At 61.4% G+C, this 17,456-nt stretch carries 11 protein-coding genes; 3 read left to right on the top strand and 8 right to left on the bottom strand.

Features of this window, described 5'->3' with window-relative positions; genetic code table 11:
- Positions 1-1,105, top strand: a 1,105-nt coding sequence (locus tag LLH00_03220) for a hypothetical protein (protein MCE5270273.1), incomplete at its 5' end; no start/stop codon positions are given.
- A 216-nt stretch (positions 1,106-1,321) separates the two neighbouring features.
- Here LLH00_03220 and LLH00_03215 read toward each other — a convergent pair.
- Entirely contained in the window at positions 1,322-1,654 is a 333-nt protein-coding gene (locus tag LLH00_03215) for a penicillin-insensitive murein endopeptidase (protein ID MCE5270272.1), read from the bottom strand.
- A gap of 214 nt (positions 1,655-1,868) precedes the next feature.
- On the opposite strand from LLH00_03215, the gene LLH00_03210 reads away from it, so the two are divergent.
- Positions 1,869-2,978, top strand: a complete 1,110-nt coding sequence (locus LLH00_03210) for a DUF5009 domain-containing protein (GenBank protein MCE5270271.1) — start codon at positions 1,869-1,871, stop codon at positions 2,976-2,978.
- A 149-nt stretch (positions 2,979-3,127) separates the two neighbouring features.
- Here LLH00_03210 and LLH00_03205 read toward each other — a convergent pair whose 3' ends face one another.
- The 7 genes from LLH00_03205 to LLH00_03175 form a co-directional block, all read right to left on the bottom strand.
- A complete protein-coding gene (locus tag LLH00_03205) occupies positions 3,128-5,188 on the bottom strand; it encodes a hypothetical protein (GenBank protein ID MCE5270270.1) in 2,061 nt (686 codons plus the stop codon).
- Between the two features lie 750 nt (positions 5,189-5,938).
- Positions 5,939-8,056 carry a hypothetical protein gene (locus LLH00_03200; protein MCE5270269.1) on the bottom strand — a complete coding sequence of 706 codons (2,118 nt, stop codon included), beginning with the start codon at positions 8,054-8,056 and terminating at the stop codon, positions 5,939-5,941.
- A gap of 53 nt (positions 8,057-8,109) precedes the next feature.
- Positions 8,110-9,516 (bottom strand): DUF6298 domain-containing protein, encoded by a 1,407-nt coding sequence (locus LLH00_03195; GenBank protein ID MCE5270268.1) that lies wholly within the window; start codon positions 9,514-9,516, stop codon positions 8,110-8,112.
- A 22-nt stretch (positions 9,517-9,538) separates the two neighbouring features.
- Positions 9,539-10,003, bottom strand: coding sequence for a DsrE family protein (locus LLH00_03190; protein MCE5270267.1), 465 nt, complete (start codon positions 10,001-10,003; stop codon positions 9,539-9,541).
- 130 nt (positions 10,004-10,133) lie between these two features.
- Positions 10,134-11,609: an EamA family transporter gene (locus LLH00_03185; GenBank protein MCE5270266.1), complete on the bottom strand. Its 1,476-nt coding sequence runs from the start codon at positions 11,607-11,609 to the stop codon at positions 10,134-10,136.
- Positions 11,610-11,875: 266 nt separating this feature from the next.
- On the bottom strand, positions 11,876-12,955 hold the full coding sequence (locus tag LLH00_03180) for a hypothetical protein (protein ID MCE5270265.1): 1,080 nt from the start codon (positions 12,953-12,955) through the stop codon (positions 11,876-11,878).
- A gap of 97 nt (positions 12,956-13,052) precedes the next feature.
- Positions 13,053-13,271, bottom strand: coding sequence for a zinc ribbon domain-containing protein (locus tag LLH00_03175; protein MCE5270264.1), 219 nt, complete (start codon positions 13,269-13,271; stop codon positions 13,053-13,055).
- 417 nt (positions 13,272-13,688) lie between these two features.
- On the opposite strand from LLH00_03175, the gene LLH00_03170 reads away from it, so the two are divergent.
- Positions 13,689-17,420 (top strand): PAS domain S-box protein, encoded by a 3,732-nt coding sequence (locus tag LLH00_03170; GenBank protein ID MCE5270263.1) that lies wholly within the window; start codon positions 13,689-13,691, stop codon positions 17,418-17,420.
- Positions 17,421-17,456 lie beyond the last annotated feature (36 nt).

The following is a 17,456-nucleotide window of genomic DNA, read 5'->3' as shown; positions in this document are numbered from 1 at the left end:
CAAGCTGCCGCCATCGTTCTTCCCCACGCTGCCGTCGAATATAAAATCCTATCTGACACAGCGCGGGATAATGATCCCGCAGTGCTGGACCCGCAAGCGTGCCCACAACGTGATCCGCGGGCAGTTCACCGCTCCGGGCTGCCGCGACTGGGCCGCGCTCTGCCTGATGAACGACTCGATTTTTACCTTGGTGTTCCCGCAGGGTGATACGGTTAAGCCTTTTAAATTGGCGAAGGAGAAAGTTAATAAGTGGGAAAGTGGTTTTCTCTCTGGAAACTTATCTTATAATTGCGTGATAACTGTCCTTGAAAAAGAATCAATTAGAAAAAGATACGAATTCACAAAGAACAATATTTATGGCTATGATGATTTAATTGTACGTGACGATTACGACCTTGAAGACATTTCGGAAATAGACCACCAGGGGATTTACGACGAATATATAGGCTTGGCAGCAAGTGTTCATTTTATAAGAAACACACGTAATTACATATGGCAAATTGATTGCTCCAAATTGGGTTATGATGAAACGTCTTTGAAAAAACTAGTATCGACGATTGACAAGGTTTTTGGCCCCGGACATAATAAGACGTTGGAGCTATTCGTCCCGAGGATGGATAGCTTGCTGCTTCCTCCGAAATTTTTCAGGCACTTGCCTCCCCAAATAGCTTCTGTTCTTGATCGATGGAAAATCCTTATTCCGCAGGATTCAGAAGGAGGTTGTGCAAGAAACTATATATGTGGAGAACTAAAACAAAAAGGACAAAAAGACTGGGCAGTATTATGCTATAAGGACGGCCTTATTTATATCACAATCTTCTGGAACGGCTCCAGTTCAGATACATCCTTAATCAATATTAAACCCGCAGAGAGTTCTGCTTATTTTCCGTCCACAAACAAAGAAGCAACCTTTGACAGATCCATTGAAATAACATCCGAGAATGAAATCAGAGAACTAATTCCCCAATTCAATCAAAACAAAAACAGCATCGGACTTAGTCCAATCCACCAAGGCATAACCGATTGGGATTCTGATGACGCCGGATACGTTTTTTATTACTTTAAAGGCATATGGCTTGTTCCCGCAGTACTTGGAAACGACTGATATTTATCAATCAATAAATCCCTCAACACTATATCGTCTATGCTTGTTCTGGTGTACAAGACTGCAATGCCAGTGTTTTTTTCCATCAAGACCGTGAAAATCTACATTTCCATCTCCAAATACACGGATAATCAACCTCTCGATCGTGAGCCTTTCCTCTCGTAGTGCAGGCTCTTGCAACTCATTCTTTATTTGAAAATTTTCTCTCAGATGTTTTCAGCTTATATCTACATCCTCTCCCCACATGTGAGTCTTATGATCTCCATCCAACTTGTTAAAAGTCTTGAACATCCCTCCGGTCGGAAGGCTCATGTCGTTAACCCATATTTTATGGTCGGGATAGATTTTCTGGAACTCCTCCGCCAGTTGGAGAAGTTTCGCATTAAGCTCCGGTTTGCCGTAATGGCTCTTGTCAGAAGGATGATACGGCTCTTCCCCCGAGCCCTGGTAGGGTTCCAGGGCCGCGTGGTCAGTCAGCTTTACCAAGCCGCCGAACCGGACATCGATGAAGAAAGTCCGCTTTTCGGTCTTGTTCAGGGTGCAGTCCACCCGCATGGTTCCGCAGAAATTGGTGGGCTTGTATGTCCCTGGCGGCCCGACCCGGACAGGACAGCTCCGTCCTATTTTGAGTGTAAGGTGGTTCTTTTCCGCAACCCATGTTTTACCTTGCCGCGCGCGGCCGGACAGATTATTCTTTCCGTTTCGGCCGCAGGCTGGCCTTGGGCGGGAGTTCTTTCAACAATCGTGCAGAGGGAGGATCGGCATGAGCGAGAAAGCGGTTGCGGCGGGCTCGGGACGGGTGGTCTCGATCGATGCGCTCAGAGGGTTCGACATGTTCTGGATCACCGGCGGCGGCGGGATTGTGGTGGCCCTGCTCAGCCTGTTCCACGGCCCGCTGGCCGAAACCCTCCTCCGCCAGACCGAGCACTCGGTCTGGAACGGGTTCACCTACTGGGACCTGATCTTCCCCATGTTCATGTTCATCGTGGGGGTGAGCCTGCCCTTTGCGATCAGCCGCCGCCTGGAGCGCGGCGAGGACCGCGCCGGGCTGTACAAGCACATAGTCCGCCGCTTTCTCACCCTGATGATTCTTGGATTTGTCTACAACGGCCTGCTGGATTTCAACATGGCGCAGATGCGCTGGGCCGGCGTGCTGCAGCGTATCTCCCTGGGCTACCTGTTCGCCGCGCTGATCCTGATGAACACCCGCGTGCGCGGCCAGGTGATCTGGGCCGCCGCGATCCTTCTGGTCTACTGGGTGCTGATGACTCTTGTTCCGGTGCCAGGCCACGGCGCGGGCGTGCTGACTCCGGAGGGAAACCTCGCCGCCTGGTTGGACAACCTGTTCCTGCCCGGACAGTTCTGTAACGGCATCTTCGACAATGAGGGGATTCTCAGCACCCTGCCCTCGATCTCCACCGTACTGATGGGAGTGCTGGCCGGACATTGGCTGCGCGGCACGGCCACGCCGGGGGTGAAAGCCGTGCGCCTGGCCCTGGCCGGGGTGGCGAGCCTGGTGCTGGCCCTGATCTGGAACCCGTTCTTCCCGATCAATAAGCTGATCTGGACGAGCAGCTACGTGCTGTTCGCCGGCGGGTGGAGCCTTCTGCTCCTGGCGCTGTTCTACTGGGTGATCGACGTGAAGGGCTGGAAGAGGTGGGCTTTCCCGTTCGTGGTGATCGGACTCAACCCGATAACGATCTACGTGGCCGGGGCCCTGTTCGATTTCGGCAGCATAGTCAATATCTTCGTGCACGGGTTCATCGACTCGCTCGGAGCAATCAAGCCCTTGTTCTGGGCACTGTGCGTATTCGGGGTCAAGTGGCTGTTCCTGTATTTCCTGTACACGCGCAAGATATTCCTCAAGGCCTGAGGCGGGATGGTTGTTCCAGCGGTAACGAGTATCCGGCGGGTTGAACGCATTCCCGGGATAAAAAAAGCAGGGGCACGGCGCGCGCCGTGCCCCTGCATCGTTTCCATCCTCTACCTCACCGACCGATCCGGACTGGACCAAAACTATCCTCAAGTTTCCTGGTTGACCTCTATAGCCTCCTCGATCTTCCCCAGCCGCTCCTCGAACTCCACGGTCAGGCGGCCGAGCGCATCGCGCAGGGCGCCCTCCTGCTCGCGCAGGCCGGCCTCGGAGTCCAGGTTTTCCCGGATACGCTCGCGCTCGGCTTTCAGGTCGGCGGCCTGGCCGATCATGCCGACGGCCTTGCGGAGCTGCTCCAGGAAGGCCTTGACCTGATCGAACTGGCCCTTGATCCGCTCCTGGCTGGCGATCACCCGCACGCGTAGCTCGCTGATCTGGCGCGACAGGCCCTCCGCGTCGCCCTCGAAAGAGCGCCCCTCTGCGGCGCCGAACGCCTCGGCCAGGTGACGGAAACGCTCGGGCAGGTCACCGTTGCCGCCGGCCTTGGTGCGGTTGACCAGGTCGAGGGCCTGGACCAGCCATTCGCTCAGGGTTTTCTTGCGCTCGACCTGGGCCTCGAAACTGGCCCGCAGCTTTTCGAGCATGCCCCGCAGCTCGGCGGCTTTCTCCTCCAGCCGCGGCTTGATCCGCTCCAGCACATCCAGCTTTTCGGCGCAGCCCTCGGCTTTGAGCTCCTTTTTCAGCAACTCGGCCACCAGGCTGAAAGCCTCGCCAATGACCAGTGAGCAGTCGGAGTCGATCTGCCGAATGCGCTCCTGCTGCTCGATCTGGCGGGCGATCGGGTTGCCGTGGAGTTCGGTGAACTGACGCAGTTCCCATTCCTGCTTGGCGATTTTCTCCTCGTAGGGGGCGGCGGCCCGCTTGCGCAGGGCCTCGAGCTGATGGCCGAGGCAGTCGGTCAGCAGCTTGGTCATACGGGTGGGGAACATGCTCAGGCGTATCTTGCGCTCCTGGATGTCGCTGAAAACCCGCCGCAGGGCCAGGGCCCGGGTGGTGGTGTTGCTCCAGAGTTCCGGCTCCACCGGGTCCTCCACCGCGGCGGGTGGGTAGAGGAAGCGGCAGAAACCCTTGCAGCCGAGGTCGTTCTCCTCGCGCATCAGGTCCTGGACGAACAGCTCGGCCGTGTCGGCCCGGCTGGCGGTGGAGGGCAGGTTTTTCAGGGTGTAGGAGAAGAAAAAGCCGAACACGTTCTCCTTGATCGACTGGATGTTGATCTCATCCTCGAGCGTGAAGCCCTCGCTCAGGGAATAGGGGTTCTTGCGGTAGAGCTCGGCGATCTTGTCCTTACCGGCCTGAAGGCTGCTCAACATGATATGGCGCGCGGCGGCGGTGTCCTTGACCTTGTCGAAACGCGAGTGGTCCAGGTGGAAACGGTTCTCCCCGGCCACGATCAGCACGGCGTTCTTGATCCGGAAATCCAGCTTGAGCGGCGGGCTGGCATTGTCGCTGCGGAAAGGTTTCTTGGGGTCTTTCAGCAATAACTGGGCGGGCGAGGAATAGCGGTTGAAAAAGATCTGCGGGACATCACAGTCCTCGGCCATGGCGAACGCTGTGTTGGGCAGGTTCCAGCCGGCGCGCTCGCGCAGCTTGGAGTAGACGCGACGGGCCTCGCTCAGCGGATCGCGGATCATCCGCCCCAGGCGGTTTATGTAGTTGAGCAGGTCGGTCTCGGCCCGGTGCAGGTCGGCGCGCACATAGGAGCCGGAGTTGGACTGGTAGATCATGTTGATCTTGTCCAGCATGCCGCAAACCTTGCGTGCCAGCACGAACTTGACACTGTCGCTGCCGGTCTCGCTGTTGGCCAGGATACGCTTGCCCTCGCTGTACTGGCCCACCGCATCCCGGCTCGGGCAATAGGCCTGGGCGATGTCGCGGCAGAGCATTATCTCGCGCAGCTTGACTTTGTGCTGCTGGCGCGAGACTTTCTGGCTCTTGGATTCGTATAGGCAGACCTGATCGATGAACTCGCGCTCATCCGGCTCCATGGAGTCGAGTTTCTCGCGGTCGGAGCTCGACAGGACACTTCGCCGCGCCTCCTCGCGAATCTCCTCGAAGGTTTTCTTGAGCGCTTTCCCGTCCTGCCCGGCCAGTTCAGCCTGGGAGGAGTCCTCTCCGCTTTCGCCGGGAGTTGTCACCGCTGTATCGACCATCGCGCATACTCCGCGTCTTTGACGAATATATTTCATTTAAATATGATTATTTCGAGGCGAAGCCTAAGGGGATTGTATCATAAAGCGGGTCTTAAATCAATAACTCCGGCAGGCGCAGCCGTATTCGAAGGTATAAGAAAGGCCCGAGGCAGGTATGCCTGAGGCCTTTTCAGAGAACAACAGCCCTTTTACGACACTCGTATCAAGGGCGTCAGATCAAGGGAAGAATCAATTTTTACGATTCTATTTTTTCAGCCGGATTTTGAGCTTGCAGCGCGGACAGACAGTCACATCGGTATCCTTGAACAGGACCACCGAGCCGCAATTCGGGCAGCGCTCAAAACGGACATCTTTGGTGACAGTACGCATCGTAAAGCTCCCGTGAAAATAAATTCGCTTCAAATAATGCAACGAAAATTCTACCATACAATGGAGTCTTTTGTCAATAAAATAATTATATTGATTATACCGGACAGAAAAGGCAGAAAATGAGATAAAAACCTCATTTTCCCCAACACCCGAACAGTAATGTTTACAACCTGAATGGGGACGGCGACCTGAACCTGGTAGGAATCTTCCGGGACAGCTACCGGGAACTGCACCAGTGGCGCAATGACGGGATAAATAGCGTGAGGCCCGGGCCACGGGGCGGCCGCGCCGGGCGCCAAAGGCGCCGCGTGCGCGCGCGCCCGCCGTTTCACGGCGGCGGCGCGGCCGCCCCGCACCGGGATTCATCCTCTCCTTACAGCCTCAGCCCTCGTACTTGAAACGCAGGCCCGCCTCCAGCACCAGGGCCACGATCCAGCTCGGGTTCCAGTAGTGGTAGCCGCCGCGCCAGTACTCGGGCGTGATCCCGTAATTGGTCTGGTAAAACTGCTCACCCTGCTCGCCGGGTGTCTGGTGCTCCCAGTCGCCGGGGTAGCGGCAGATACCGTGGCTCCAGGCGTCGAACACCATCCGCCCCAGCTCGGCGTACATCCGGTTGCCGGTGGCCAGGCCGAACTCATGCAGCTCCCAGGCCGGGAAATAGACATCCAGGTGGTGATTCTGCACGCTCACACCCGGCCAGCCGGTGCTAACGAAGCCTTTTTTCCCGCAGTAGCTTTCCGGCCTGAACCCGGTGTTCCAGAAGAAGACATAGGTCAGGATCCAGTCCGCCGAGGCCTCGGCCCAGGCGCGGTAGCGGCTGTCGCCGGTCTGGGCGAACATCTCGCTGGCGGCCAGGAAAAAGTACAGCCCGGCTTCCTTGTCCTCACAACGGGCATCCAGGGTCGAGCGGGCGAACGGGCGATCGAAACGGTCGCCGTTGAGACTCCAGTAGCGCTCCAGGTCGCGCTGGGCAGCCTTAAGGTACAGGCTGTCGCCGCAGACCCGCCAGGCCTCCAATAGAGCGCGCACACAGGGGATGCCGGCCGCGGACTCAAAATCCGACTCCGGCGTGCCATCCTCGTTCCAGAACACCGGGTAGATGCCGCCCGGCAGACGGGAACTGTCGCGCAGAAGGAAATCCGCCCCCTGGCGCAGGAAATCGGTCCACTGCTGCGGCACCGGCTGGCCCGCCTCCCGGTACAAACGGATAATGTGCCCCAGGTTGGTCAGGTATTCACCCGTGGCGCGGCTGGAGACTATCTTGCGGCCCTCATCCTCATCCCCCTCCCAGGCCCCGGTGTCGAGCATGTAATAGTTCCAGTGCAGGCCGGGGGTTTTCGTGGCGCTTTTGCGGATGAAAAAGTCCACCGCGCGGTTGCAGCGGCCGACCAGCTCCGGGGCACCGGTCTCCAGGCCCAGCTTGGCGCTGCACCAGGCCAGGCGAAGGTTCTGGCCGCTCCAGCCGCAGAGGAAATAGGGCGGACGCTTGAAATAGTTGCCCGGCAGCACGGCCAGGAACCCGGCCGAGCGGCTGTCCTCGTGCCAGCGGTGGGCCAGGGCGTTGGCCTTGAGCGCCACCACGCTGTCCAGGCCCAGGCAGGGGCTGGAGTGGGGCTGGAAAATGCTCCAGGCCGCCGGGACAATCGCGCGGAAACCCTGCCCCTCGCAAAGCGGCTGCCCCAACTGGATGAAAGCGGTCTTGGCCAGGCTCATCCCCGGTGCGAAACTCGCGTAGCCCACCTCGAGCGGCAGGCTGCGGCACTGCCCCCCGTAGGTGGCGTCTTTCACCCCGTTCAGGGCCAGCACGCCCGAGGCGCACAGGATGCGCAGCCCGGCCCGCGAGCGGTCGACCCCCAGGCTCCAGCCAGCGGCGCTGTCCGGGAGCGAGAACAGGCTCAGTTCGCGGGCGTGGGACGGTGTTTGCCATTCGAGGTTCACACAGGGGATCGGGAAACGGGTTTCCTCGCAGACCAGGCAGGCGGTGCTCTCCGGCCCGAACCGCGGCACCAGGCGCTCCGGCGCGGAGGAGGGGTTGCCGTTGTACAGGATATGCGGCAGGGTGAGACGCTCCCCGGCGGGCGGCTGGTCGAAACTCAGTGCCAGGGCCACGGCCAGGTCGGTCAGAGTGTCCGGGGACTGGTTGCGCCAGACCGCCTTGACCCGCACCAGGCTGTCGGCCAGGCTGAAACGCAGGCTGGTTTCGAGCTTATCACCCGTGCCGCTGACCAGGAGCGTGTCTCCCAGCATGCGGCAGCTCACGCGGCTGAACCGTTGCGGTCGCAGGTCCCAGGGGTGCACTGTCGAGACCGGGGCCAGCTCGCTGAGGCGGAAAGCCAGCGTGTCCTCTCCCCCACGCGATACCAGCTCCAGGGCCACATCCTGGCCTGCCGGCGTCGCGCTGAGGCGCAGCCCGCAGGAGCTGTTGTCCAGCACATAGCGCCCGCCGCCGCAGCCGGACAGCGAGACCACAAGCACTGCCACCAGTAGAACTCTTTTCATCCAGTAACCCCGAATCGGAATGCCCTGTACCTTTATAACTGCTCTCGTCTCGATTATTCAGCTTTTATCCCCAGCGCAATGTCGGTCCCGTAGGCGGGCGAGCCGAGCACCGCCGTGCCGCCGTGGTGCTCCACGTGCCCGCTGGCCGTGACAAGTCCGGTCTTCGTATCCAGCCACTCGAAAGAATACTTGCCCGCCGGAAGGTTCAACTGGAGGCTGGGGGCCGAGTTGCCGCCGTGGATGTACAGGGCGTACTGCTTGCCCGGCTCGGACAGCACCCGCACCGTGGCGCCCTCGGGCAGGCCGCCCGCCACTACCGTGCTGTCCGGGGCCATGTGCACGAAATCGAACGAGCGCATGAACCGCGCCAGGATGCCCAGTTGCTTTCTCAGCTCCGGGCTGCCGCCGCCCGGCGAGATATAGCCGCTCAAGGTTCCATCCGGGTGGCTCGCGCTGAACGAGTAGTCCAGGTTGTTGTACAGAGCGCCGCCGGCCAGGATGAAATCCCAGCCCTCGACACGGTAGGTCGAGTCGGCGCTGCCGAGAAAACCTGTTTCGTTGTCACCGATCACCCGGCCCAGGTCCCAGTTCAGGCGCACCGCGTCCGGCGGACGGCAGTAGTGGAAATTGAAGATCGAGACCGCCGGGTGCGGATCGGCGACCCGCTCGCTGCCGTTGGCGATGTTCATCGAGATCAGGTGGCGCTGCGGGAAATCCTTCTCGGCGTCGGCGATGATGTCCGCTATCCGGTGCTGCCATTCAAGGGTAACCCCGCCCCAGTAGGGCTCGTTGCAGACCTCGTAGAACAGGTTGTCGCAGTCTTTCAGCTCGGCCACTATCTTGCGCACCACCGCCTCCTGCACGGCCAGAAGGTCGGGGTGCTTGAGTGTGTAGGGCTCGGTGGCCGGGCAGTCGCCCACGGAGTTGACATTGTTGGCCTTGTTCATCGGGTTGGCCAGCCAGAGGCTGTCGTTGTAGTTGGGGCAGAACAGGTTCAGCTCCACCACCACGCCGCGCGCCGAGGCCTGGGCCATGAAATCTTTCAGCCGAGTGAAATAAGCCTCGTCCCAGCGGTTCAGGTCGAACCGGTTCCCCCCGTCGAAATTGCCCGGCTCCCCGCTGCGCGCCCAGGGGCAGATGAACCGTCCGCTTACCGGGGCCAGGGTGTTCTCGGTGATCCCGAACGAGGTGGGTATCTCGCGGTAGGCGCCGGCCCAGGTGCGGGTGAGGTTCAGGCTGTCGGCGGCCAGGGCGTCCAGGTAGCGGTTGTAGTCGAAATCCAGGTTGAGCACAGCGCCGTAGTGCTCGCCCGAGGTGACGAGCAGGGTTGGCTTCCCGCGGAACAGAAAACAGTGCGGGTTGCCAGGGTGCAGCGCCAGGGGCGGGTACGGCTTGACTTCGCTCTGCCGCGGCGCGCAGGCGACCAGCAGCAGGATCAGGGTGGCCAGGATCGTTCTCATGTGCACCGTGCCTCTCCGCGGATCAATAGTCCAGGGTCAGGATACGTCCCTCGGTGAAATCGAAGAAAGCCTCTTTCTCGGCGATCTTCACCCCGGCCATCACGTCCGCCTCGCCCTTGCCCGCGGCCTTCAGGCAGCCCGGGCAGACATACAGCTCCACGCCCTTTTCCAGCAAAGCCTTTAGCTGGGCCTGACAGGCGGGGAAATCGCCGAAAGTGATGTCCGGGGTTTCATTCAGCACCACCTGCACTCCGGTGATGTCGAAATAGACCAGCACATCCTTGTCCTCGCACATCTTCCCGGCCATGCTCAGGGCCATGAGCACCCGCTGCGGGGCCTCAGCCCCGTGCGAGACATGGATGAACACACCGTCGCGGTGCTTTTCCTGGGCGGTCTGTCTGGAATTGTCCACCACGCAGCACAACGCGGTGATCAGGCCGAGGATCAAAAGGCCCGGAACGGTTCTGGAAAATCGGGCTTTGGACATGTGGCGCCTCCCGTGATAGACAGGACTTCATGAGAAGCAACAGGGATGAGACAGGCTTGCAGGTGGGACGGGGTGATTATACACGATCAGGCCGGAGACTGCAAGAAAGAGTTGGCTTAGCGGCCTGGTTTCACTGGTTCGAACGGGAGGCCCCCCAGGCGCGGGCGCGGCCGCGCAACTCGTCCACGAGAGCCCGCTTGCGTTCGCCGTATTCGACCAGACGGTCCACGCCGGAGCGGATGATTTCGAGTTTCAGCGCGCCGTAACGCGCCGCCTCCTCCGGGTGGGCGCGCAGGTAGTCACGCAGAAGAACGTTGCGCAGCCAGTTGTCGCTGCCCGGCAGCACGAAATGCGCGTTGAACGCCGTATCCGCTCCAGCACGCCGGCGGAAATAGACCCGCCCCGGCACCCCGGCCGCGCCCAGGCACTCGTAGCCCAGGCTGCGCATGGCCGCAAGCGCGGGCTGCGGAAGGTCGAGGCTCGCCACCCCCACCAGCAGGTCCACGAACGGCTTGGCAGCCAGCCCCGGAACAGCGGTGCTGCCCACGTGCTCCAGGCCCAGGACCAGGCTCCCCAGGGCGCCGGTCAGGCGCTCCCTCTCGGCGCGGAACCGTTCGGGCCAGCACGGGTCGTAATCGACCACCCGGATCGGCTCGTCGATGCCGGGAAAGCTTTGCCCCGTCCCGTCCAGGGAGGGCTTCACCACCCGGCTGTGACGGGCCAGGCGGTTTACCACCACCACCCCGGACAGGGCCAGCGCCCCACCCAGCAGTGAGACCAGGTGCGGAATCTCACCCAGCCAGATCCAGGCGATGGCCAGCGCCGCCACTGGGGTGAAAAACAGGAAACTACTCGCCCGGCTGGCATTCATCTTACTGAAAATCCAGCCATAGCAGAAATAGGCCAGCGCCGCGGGCACCACTCCCAGATAAACCACGGTCAGTGTGTGGCCGAGCGGCGCGGTGGCGATCCGCGCGGGCAGGCCCCAGACGAACGGCAGCAGCACCGCGGTGCCGGTCCAGATCGCCCAGCTCACGCACTCCAGGCTGGTGTAGCGTTCGAGCAGCGGTTTCTGCAGCACCAGGTAGATCGCCGAGCAGAACGCGGCCACGAGGATCACCAGGGCGCGCGGCTCCAGGCTGAGCCGTCCCCCCTCGCCCAGGGCGATCAGGGTCACTCCGGCGAAACTGATCAGCATGCCCAGCCAGCCCACCCGGTCGATCCGCTCGCCCAGGAAAATGATGGACAGCACGGTGGTCAGGATGGGCAGGGTGTTGACCAGCAGGCTGGCCGAGCCGGCCGAGACCACCTGCTCGCCCCAGTTGAGCAGACAGTTGTAGATGCCGATGCCGAACAGTCCGGTCAGGAAAAGACGGGGGAAATCGGCGGCGCTGGGGATGCGCACGCCGCGGAACAGGGCCAGCACAGCCATCACGACCGAGGCCACGCCGTAGCGCAGCAGGGCCAGGTGCCAGGGCGAGTAGCTCTGGATAGCGTCCCGGATGCCCACGAACGCCGAGCCCCAGGTGAGCACGACAAACGCCACCGCCGTGCCCACGGCCAGACGGGAGGCGCCGACGAGGCTGTGTGAGGATGGATTTTCCATCCATAAAATTTAGCCTCGACAGGGGGTTCTGTAAATAGACAGGGCGAGGTGAGCGGCCCGGCGGGAAGATACGGTGGATCTGTCCAAGCTGTACCCAGCCTATTCCCATCTCGTAGTGGCGAACCTTGTGTTCGCCCGGCAGTTTATCTCTGCTTTCGTTTCGGCGTAAGCAGAAAAGCCAGCGGACAGGCAGGGTAAAGCCGATTGAGTTTGAAATCATTTCGGAGGGGCACGGCGCGCCGTGCCCCCACACTATATCAGCCGGCCTACTTGAGCGGCTGCAGCGCGTACCTGACCCAGCCCTGCCGGCTGCCGCCCGGCGGGACCACGAGCAGGCCGCTCTCGGCCTCGAACCCGCGGGCGTACAGGTTATGCGCATCGGGTGAGCTGGTGAGGTTCTCCACGCAGAAAAAGGGGTTCTCTGGCTGGTCGTAGACAATCAGGTGTCCGAACTCGGGCGAGGTTTCGAGAGTCAAGGCCAGTCCGGCCCGGCTGAACTGTATCCGCGCCGGGAACTCGGGCCGCATCCCGGTGAACACGTCATCCATGCGCAGGCCAGCCACCTCCACCGGCTGACGGATGTCCCAGGCGGCGCCCTCCACCGGCATTATTTTGCCAGTGGGCACCAGGTTTTCAAGCTCCATGCGCCCAGCCACCGGAGCGCTCAGCCGGATACCCTCCCGCCCGCCCGCGTAGTTCCAGTAGGGGTGCAGGCCGAAACCGAACGGCAGCGGGCGGTTGTCGTGGTTGTCCACGCTGAACGCCAGCTTGAGCCCGGAGGGGTCGAGGCTGTAGGTGAGGTCCAGACGGTGCTCGAAGGGGAACTTGCGGTAGAGCTCCGAGCCGGGCTTGAACTCGATCCAAGTGTGGAGCACCGCGGCGCCGTCCTCCACCCGCGGCGGCTCATACTCCCAGACTGCGTCCCGCACCAGCCCGTGGATATGGGTGTCATCGCGGTTGAGACCGAAATCGAACCGCTCGCCCCGGAAAGTGAACTTTCCGCCCGGGATACGGCAGGGCGTGGGATAGAGCACCGGGATGCCCCAGGTGGAGCCGTCGAACCTGTGCAGCGTGTCCGGGCGGTAGAGCAGCTCCACCCCGTCCCAGCTCAGGCTGAACATGTTCGCCCCAGCCGCGGGCGCAATCCGCGCCTCGATCACCCGCGGGGTGTCGACCCGCAGGACAACCACGTCGAGGCCCAGTTTCTGGTTGCTCTCCACCCAGGCCCGCACCCGCTCGCTCCGCCCGGCGCCGCCCGCCGCGCCGCAGGCGCACTGCACGACCAGCCCGGCGGCGCAGAACACCGCAGCCAGGCGTCCGCCCCAAGTTCCCTGCCTTCGAGTCATACCGCTCCTCCCGTTGAGAGAAGTATCCTGTCAAGAATCGACCGGATGAATTCTAACACGTTCGGGAGCGGGTGAGTCAAGAAAATAATCCGGGCTGTCAGCTGAACGGGCAGGAGCCGCCCGAGCAGCCGCCGCCGGCGCAGGAGGAGGGCCCGGACGGCGTGCCGTGGCCCACCTCCACGCCGAAAGCCGAAAAGATGCGCTCCATGGGCTGCGAGCCGCAACCCGGGCAGGCGTGCGGCTGCGCCTCGGCCCGGGTCTCCAGAAACTCCGACACATTACCGCAGCCGGTGCATCTGTACTCGTAGAGAGGCATGCTGTCCAACTCCTTTCCAGAGGGTTGTACCGTTCCGGATAAACATCTCTGCGCATGACAAGCTTAGCCAAAGCAATCTTCGGGCCGGGCAGCGGACACAAAGCCCCCTTTCAGCAATACAATTAATTACAACAACTTACAGCCCAGTCCAAGTTCCAGACACAACCGGCTTGTACTGTCAACGCGTTAACCATTAACATCAGGGGTTAAAAATTAACATGCGTTAACCGCCCCATCCCCTGACATTTCGGCCCCCTGTCAGCTCCGGACGGACAGGGTGGCATGCTTGATGCTTCTATGAGTGGTATCAGAGTATTGAAAAGGAGGCGGCAGTGCTGCGCCGCCCATCAGGGTCGCGTGGATCAGGCTTGCGAGGAGAAATGTCCGGTTCAGGTCGATGGAGTGGAGGCAGGCGCGATGATTAAAAACAAGCACCACTTGTCGAAAACAGACAATTCCCCCAACAGTGGTGGAGAATTGCCGTCCGGGAAAGGACAGAAAACCCACGCCGCAAAAGGTCACTCCGGCCGGCAAAAACCAGCGCCGGGCGAAACTGGAGTTCAGGCCGGCGGCAATGAACGGGTCCCGGAAGCGGAATGCCTGTCGATCATTCAGACCATCCCCGATATCGTCTACCGCCTGGATGCGGACGGCCGCTTCACCTTTATCTCGCGGGCGGTGAACCGCTACGGCTGGAACCCCCAGGAACTGCTCGGACATCATTTTCTGGAGCTGGTCCATCCGGAAGACCGGCAGAAAGCCTCCCACCGCCTGGATGAGCGCCGCACCGGAGAGCGCAGCACCCGCGCTTTCGAGATCCGTCTGCTCAACCGCAACGCCTCGGGCGGGCAGCCCCTGCCCGCCTTCCTTCTGGACGCCGAGGGACTGTACCTGAACGAGATACCGGCCGCGGACGCGTTTATCGGCTCGCAGGGAGTGGTCCGGGAAATCGACGTCTCCAGAAGCGGCGGTCCGCCTTCTTTGCGCCAGCGGGACTACACCTTTTCACTGGTGCGCTCCTCGCCGGCCCTGTACGTGGCCCTGGACTCGCAACTGCGCGTCCTGAACATGAACCCGGCCATGCTCGCCGCCCTGGGTTACACCCTGGAGGAGGTGCTGGAAGCCTACTACCCGGCGATGTTCGTCCCGCCTGAGGAACGCGACATGCTGATCGCCGCCCTGGAGAAAACAGTCCGCAACGAGACCGGGACCTGTATCCGCAGCACCGTTCTGACCCGGGAAGGCCGGAGGCGGCTGGTTGACTGGTTCGGCCGGACCCTGTTCGCCGAGGACGGTTCCCTGGATTACATTTTCAGCTTCGGTATCGATGTCACCGAACTGGAACGCGCCGAGGCGCTGCTGAAACGGCGCAGCGAGTTCGAATCGCTGGTGGCCTCGATCGCCACCGGCTTCATCAACATCCTGCCCGAAAAGACCGACTGGGAGATCAGCCGCTCGCTCGAAAAGATCGGTCTGCTCCTGGACCTTGATTGCTGCCTGCTCTACCGTCTCAACGAAAACAATACGGGCCTGGACCTGACCCATTCTTGGCATGCCAGCCAGTACTGCAACCAGGAGAAATTCCCCTCTCACCGGAACTTCCCCCCTTCGTCCTGGCTCCTGCAGCAACTCGAAAAATTCGAGACCATCGCTGCCCTGAAACTGGAGGAGCTTCCGGCGGAAGCCGCCGGGATAAAGGAACTGCTCGACGCGGCCGGGGTCCGCTCCGCAGTGATAGTCCCGCTGCTCTTCGCCGGGCGCCTGACCGGACTGATAGGCTTTTTCTGCACGCGCGAAATCACGGTCATGGACAAAGAGGATGTCGCCCTGCTCGAGACCACCAGCCACATCATCTCCAACGCCTTACAACACATGCAGGAGCATCATGTCATGGGAGAATACCGGGCCGCCGTTGAAAGCGCCGAGGACATGATCGCTGTGGTGGATGAAAACTACACCTACCGCCTGGCCAACTGGAGCTACCTGGAATTCGTGGGCCGCGGCCGCGAGCAGGTGGTGGGGCGCCACATGGAGGAAGTGCTGGGCAAAGAGATGTTCCGTTTCGAGATCAAGCCGCTGGTCGACCGGGCCCTGGCCGGAGAGGGCTTGGGGTTCGAGTCGGTGCGCCAGCACAACTCGATGGGAGAAAGGATCCTGCGCGTACATTACAGCCCGATGGAGGAACGTGACGGCACGCGGGCGCTGGTGGCGGTGATGAAGGATATCACGATCAAGAAACACGCCCTGGAGGCCCTGAAACGCTCGGAATCGAAATACCGCCACCTGGTGGAAAACGTGAACGACGTGTTCGTGGCCGTGGACCGGGAGGGACGGTTCAGCTATGTCAGTCCGACAGTCAAGCCCCTGACCGGTTATTCGCCGGATGACATGCTCGGGCGGAAATTTATGGATTTCATCTATCTGGAGGACAGGGACATCGTGCAGCAGCATTTCCAGAATGTGCTGACCGGTAAATTCGACCCCTTCGAGTACCGTCTTGTCACCCGCGACAGAGGGGTGCGCTGGGTCCATTCCTCCAGCCGCCAGATGATCGAGAACGGCAAGCCGGCCGGAATCCAGGGGGTTTTCTCCGATGTCACCGAGCGCAAGCTGGCCGAACATCTGCTGCGTGAAAGCGAGGAAAAGTACCGTCTCCTGATCGAAAATTCCGGAGTGGTCGTGGCCTTGATCGACCGCGAAGGTGTTTTCCACCTGGTAAACAGCACGGCCAAGAAATACCTGGGAGAAGAATCCCTGGCCAAAGACCAGAAAACAATGTGGGACTTTTTCCCGGAGGACGTGGCGGCGCAGCGGATGAAGGAAGTCCGCGGGGTGATCGACAGCGGCAAGGAGCTGAGCGTGGAAATCGAGGTGCCCCTGAAAAACGGCGCCCGGCGCTGTTTCCGCGCCAACCTTCAGCCCTGCTTCATCCCCATGCTCGACATTCCGGTCGTGCAACTGATCGCACACGACGTCACCGAGCTGAAAAAACTGGAGCAGGAGCGTATCAAAGCCGGCAAGCTCGAATCGATCGGCCTGCTGGCCGGCGGGATCGCCCACGATTTCAACAACGTCCTCACCACGATCCTGGGTAATATCACCCTGGCGCGGCTCTCGCCGGATGTGGGGGAGGAACTGGGCCGGACCCTGGCCGCGGCCGAGCAGGCCAGCATGCGCGCCAGGGACCTGACCCGCCAGTTGCTGACTTTCAGTCGCGGCGGAGCCCCGGTGCGCCGGCTCGTAAACCCGGCCGAACTGCTGCGCGAGGCGGTCGCCACCAGCCTGCGCGGCACGCCGGTCAAGGGCAGCTACGACATCGCGCCCGACCTTCTGCCAGCCAGTCTGGATGAAAGCCAGATCCGCCAGGTGATCGCCAATCTGGCGCAGAACGCGGTGCAGGCCATGTCCGAAGGCGGCACGCTGACCCTGAGCGCTGCCAATATCTGCCTGGAGAAAGAGAACGAATGCTCCCTGCCCTGGGGGACCTATCTCCAGATAACGCTCCGGGACACGGGCGAGGGCATTCCGCCCGAAAACATGCCCAAGATTTTCGACCCCTATTTCTCCACCCGTCCCGGCGGAGTCGGGCTGGGACTTGCCACCTGCTATTCGATCGTGAAGCGCCACGGCGGCTGCCTCCGGGTGGAATCCGAACCCGGCCGGGGCTCCTCGTTCCACGTCATCCTGCCGGCGATGGCGGAGCCGGAGCCGCCCGCCCCCCGGAAAGCGGAGCCGCCAGTCAAGGACGAGCGATGGCAACCCGCGGCCCGCATCCTGCTGCTGGATGACGAGCCGCAGGTGCGGCAGGTCATCTCGGCCATGCTCGGCCGTCTGGGGCACAAGGTCACGGGCACCGGGGACGGGAAGGACACGCTGAGGGAATACGAGCGGGCCCTGCGCGAGGGCAGGCCCTACGACCTGGTGATCATGGACCTGACCATTCCCTCGGGCATGGGAGGCAAGGAGACGATAGCCGAGTTGCGCAAACTCGACCCGAAGGTTAAAGCGGTGGTGGCAAGCGGGTACTCGCAGGACCCGATCCTGAGCGACCACTCCAGTTTCGGTTTCTGCGGCGTGGTGAACAAGCCTTTCCGCATGGACGACCTCATCCGGACCATCGCCCAGGCGCTACGCCAGCCGTCGGACTGACCCGCCCGAAACGGGAGCGGTCGTCCGACGGCTCTT

The sequence above is a fragment of the bacterium genome (genome assembly GCA_021372515.1).
Classification (GTDB): Bacteria; Gemmatimonadota; Glassbacteria; order GWA2-58-10; family GWA2-58-10; genus JAJFUG01.
This window is presented reverse-complemented; position numbering and strand designations above follow the sequence as displayed.

What these genes read in the sequence shown, in the direction of transcription:
- LLH00_03205 (MCE5270270.1), bottom strand. Translation starts at nt 5,188, where the DNA reads ATGGTCGATACAGCGGTGACAACTCCCGGCGAAAGCGGAGAGGACTCC.
- LLH00_03180 (MCE5270265.1), bottom strand. Translation starts at nt 12,955, where the DNA reads ATGACTCGAAGGCAGGGAACTTGGGGCGGACGCCTGGCTGCGGTGTTC.
- LLH00_03175 (MCE5270264.1), bottom strand. Translation starts at nt 13,271, where the DNA reads ATGCCTCTCTACGAGTACAGATGCACCGGCTGCGGTAATGTGTCGGAG.
- LLH00_03190 (MCE5270267.1), bottom strand. Translation starts at nt 10,003, where the DNA reads ATGTCCAAAGCCCGATTTTCCAGAACCGTTCCGGGCCTTTTGATCCTC.
- LLH00_03210 (MCE5270271.1), top strand. Translation starts at nt 1,869, where the DNA reads ATGAGCGAGAAAGCGGTTGCGGCGGGCTCGGGACGGGTGGTCTCGATC.
- LLH00_03200 (MCE5270269.1), bottom strand. Translation starts at nt 8,056, where the DNA reads ATGAAAAGAGTTCTACTGGTGGCAGTGCTTGTGGTCTCGCTGTCCGGC.
- LLH00_03170 (MCE5270263.1), top strand. Translation starts at nt 13,689, where the DNA reads ATGATTAAAAACAAGCACCACTTGTCGAAAACAGACAATTCCCCCAAC.
- LLH00_03195 (MCE5270268.1), bottom strand. Translation starts at nt 9,516, where the DNA reads ATGAGAACGATCCTGGCCACCCTGATCCTGCTGCTGGTCGCCTGCGCG.
- LLH00_03185 (MCE5270266.1), bottom strand. Translation starts at nt 11,609, where the DNA reads ATGGAAAATCCATCCTCACACAGCCTCGTCGGCGCCTCCCGTCTGGCC.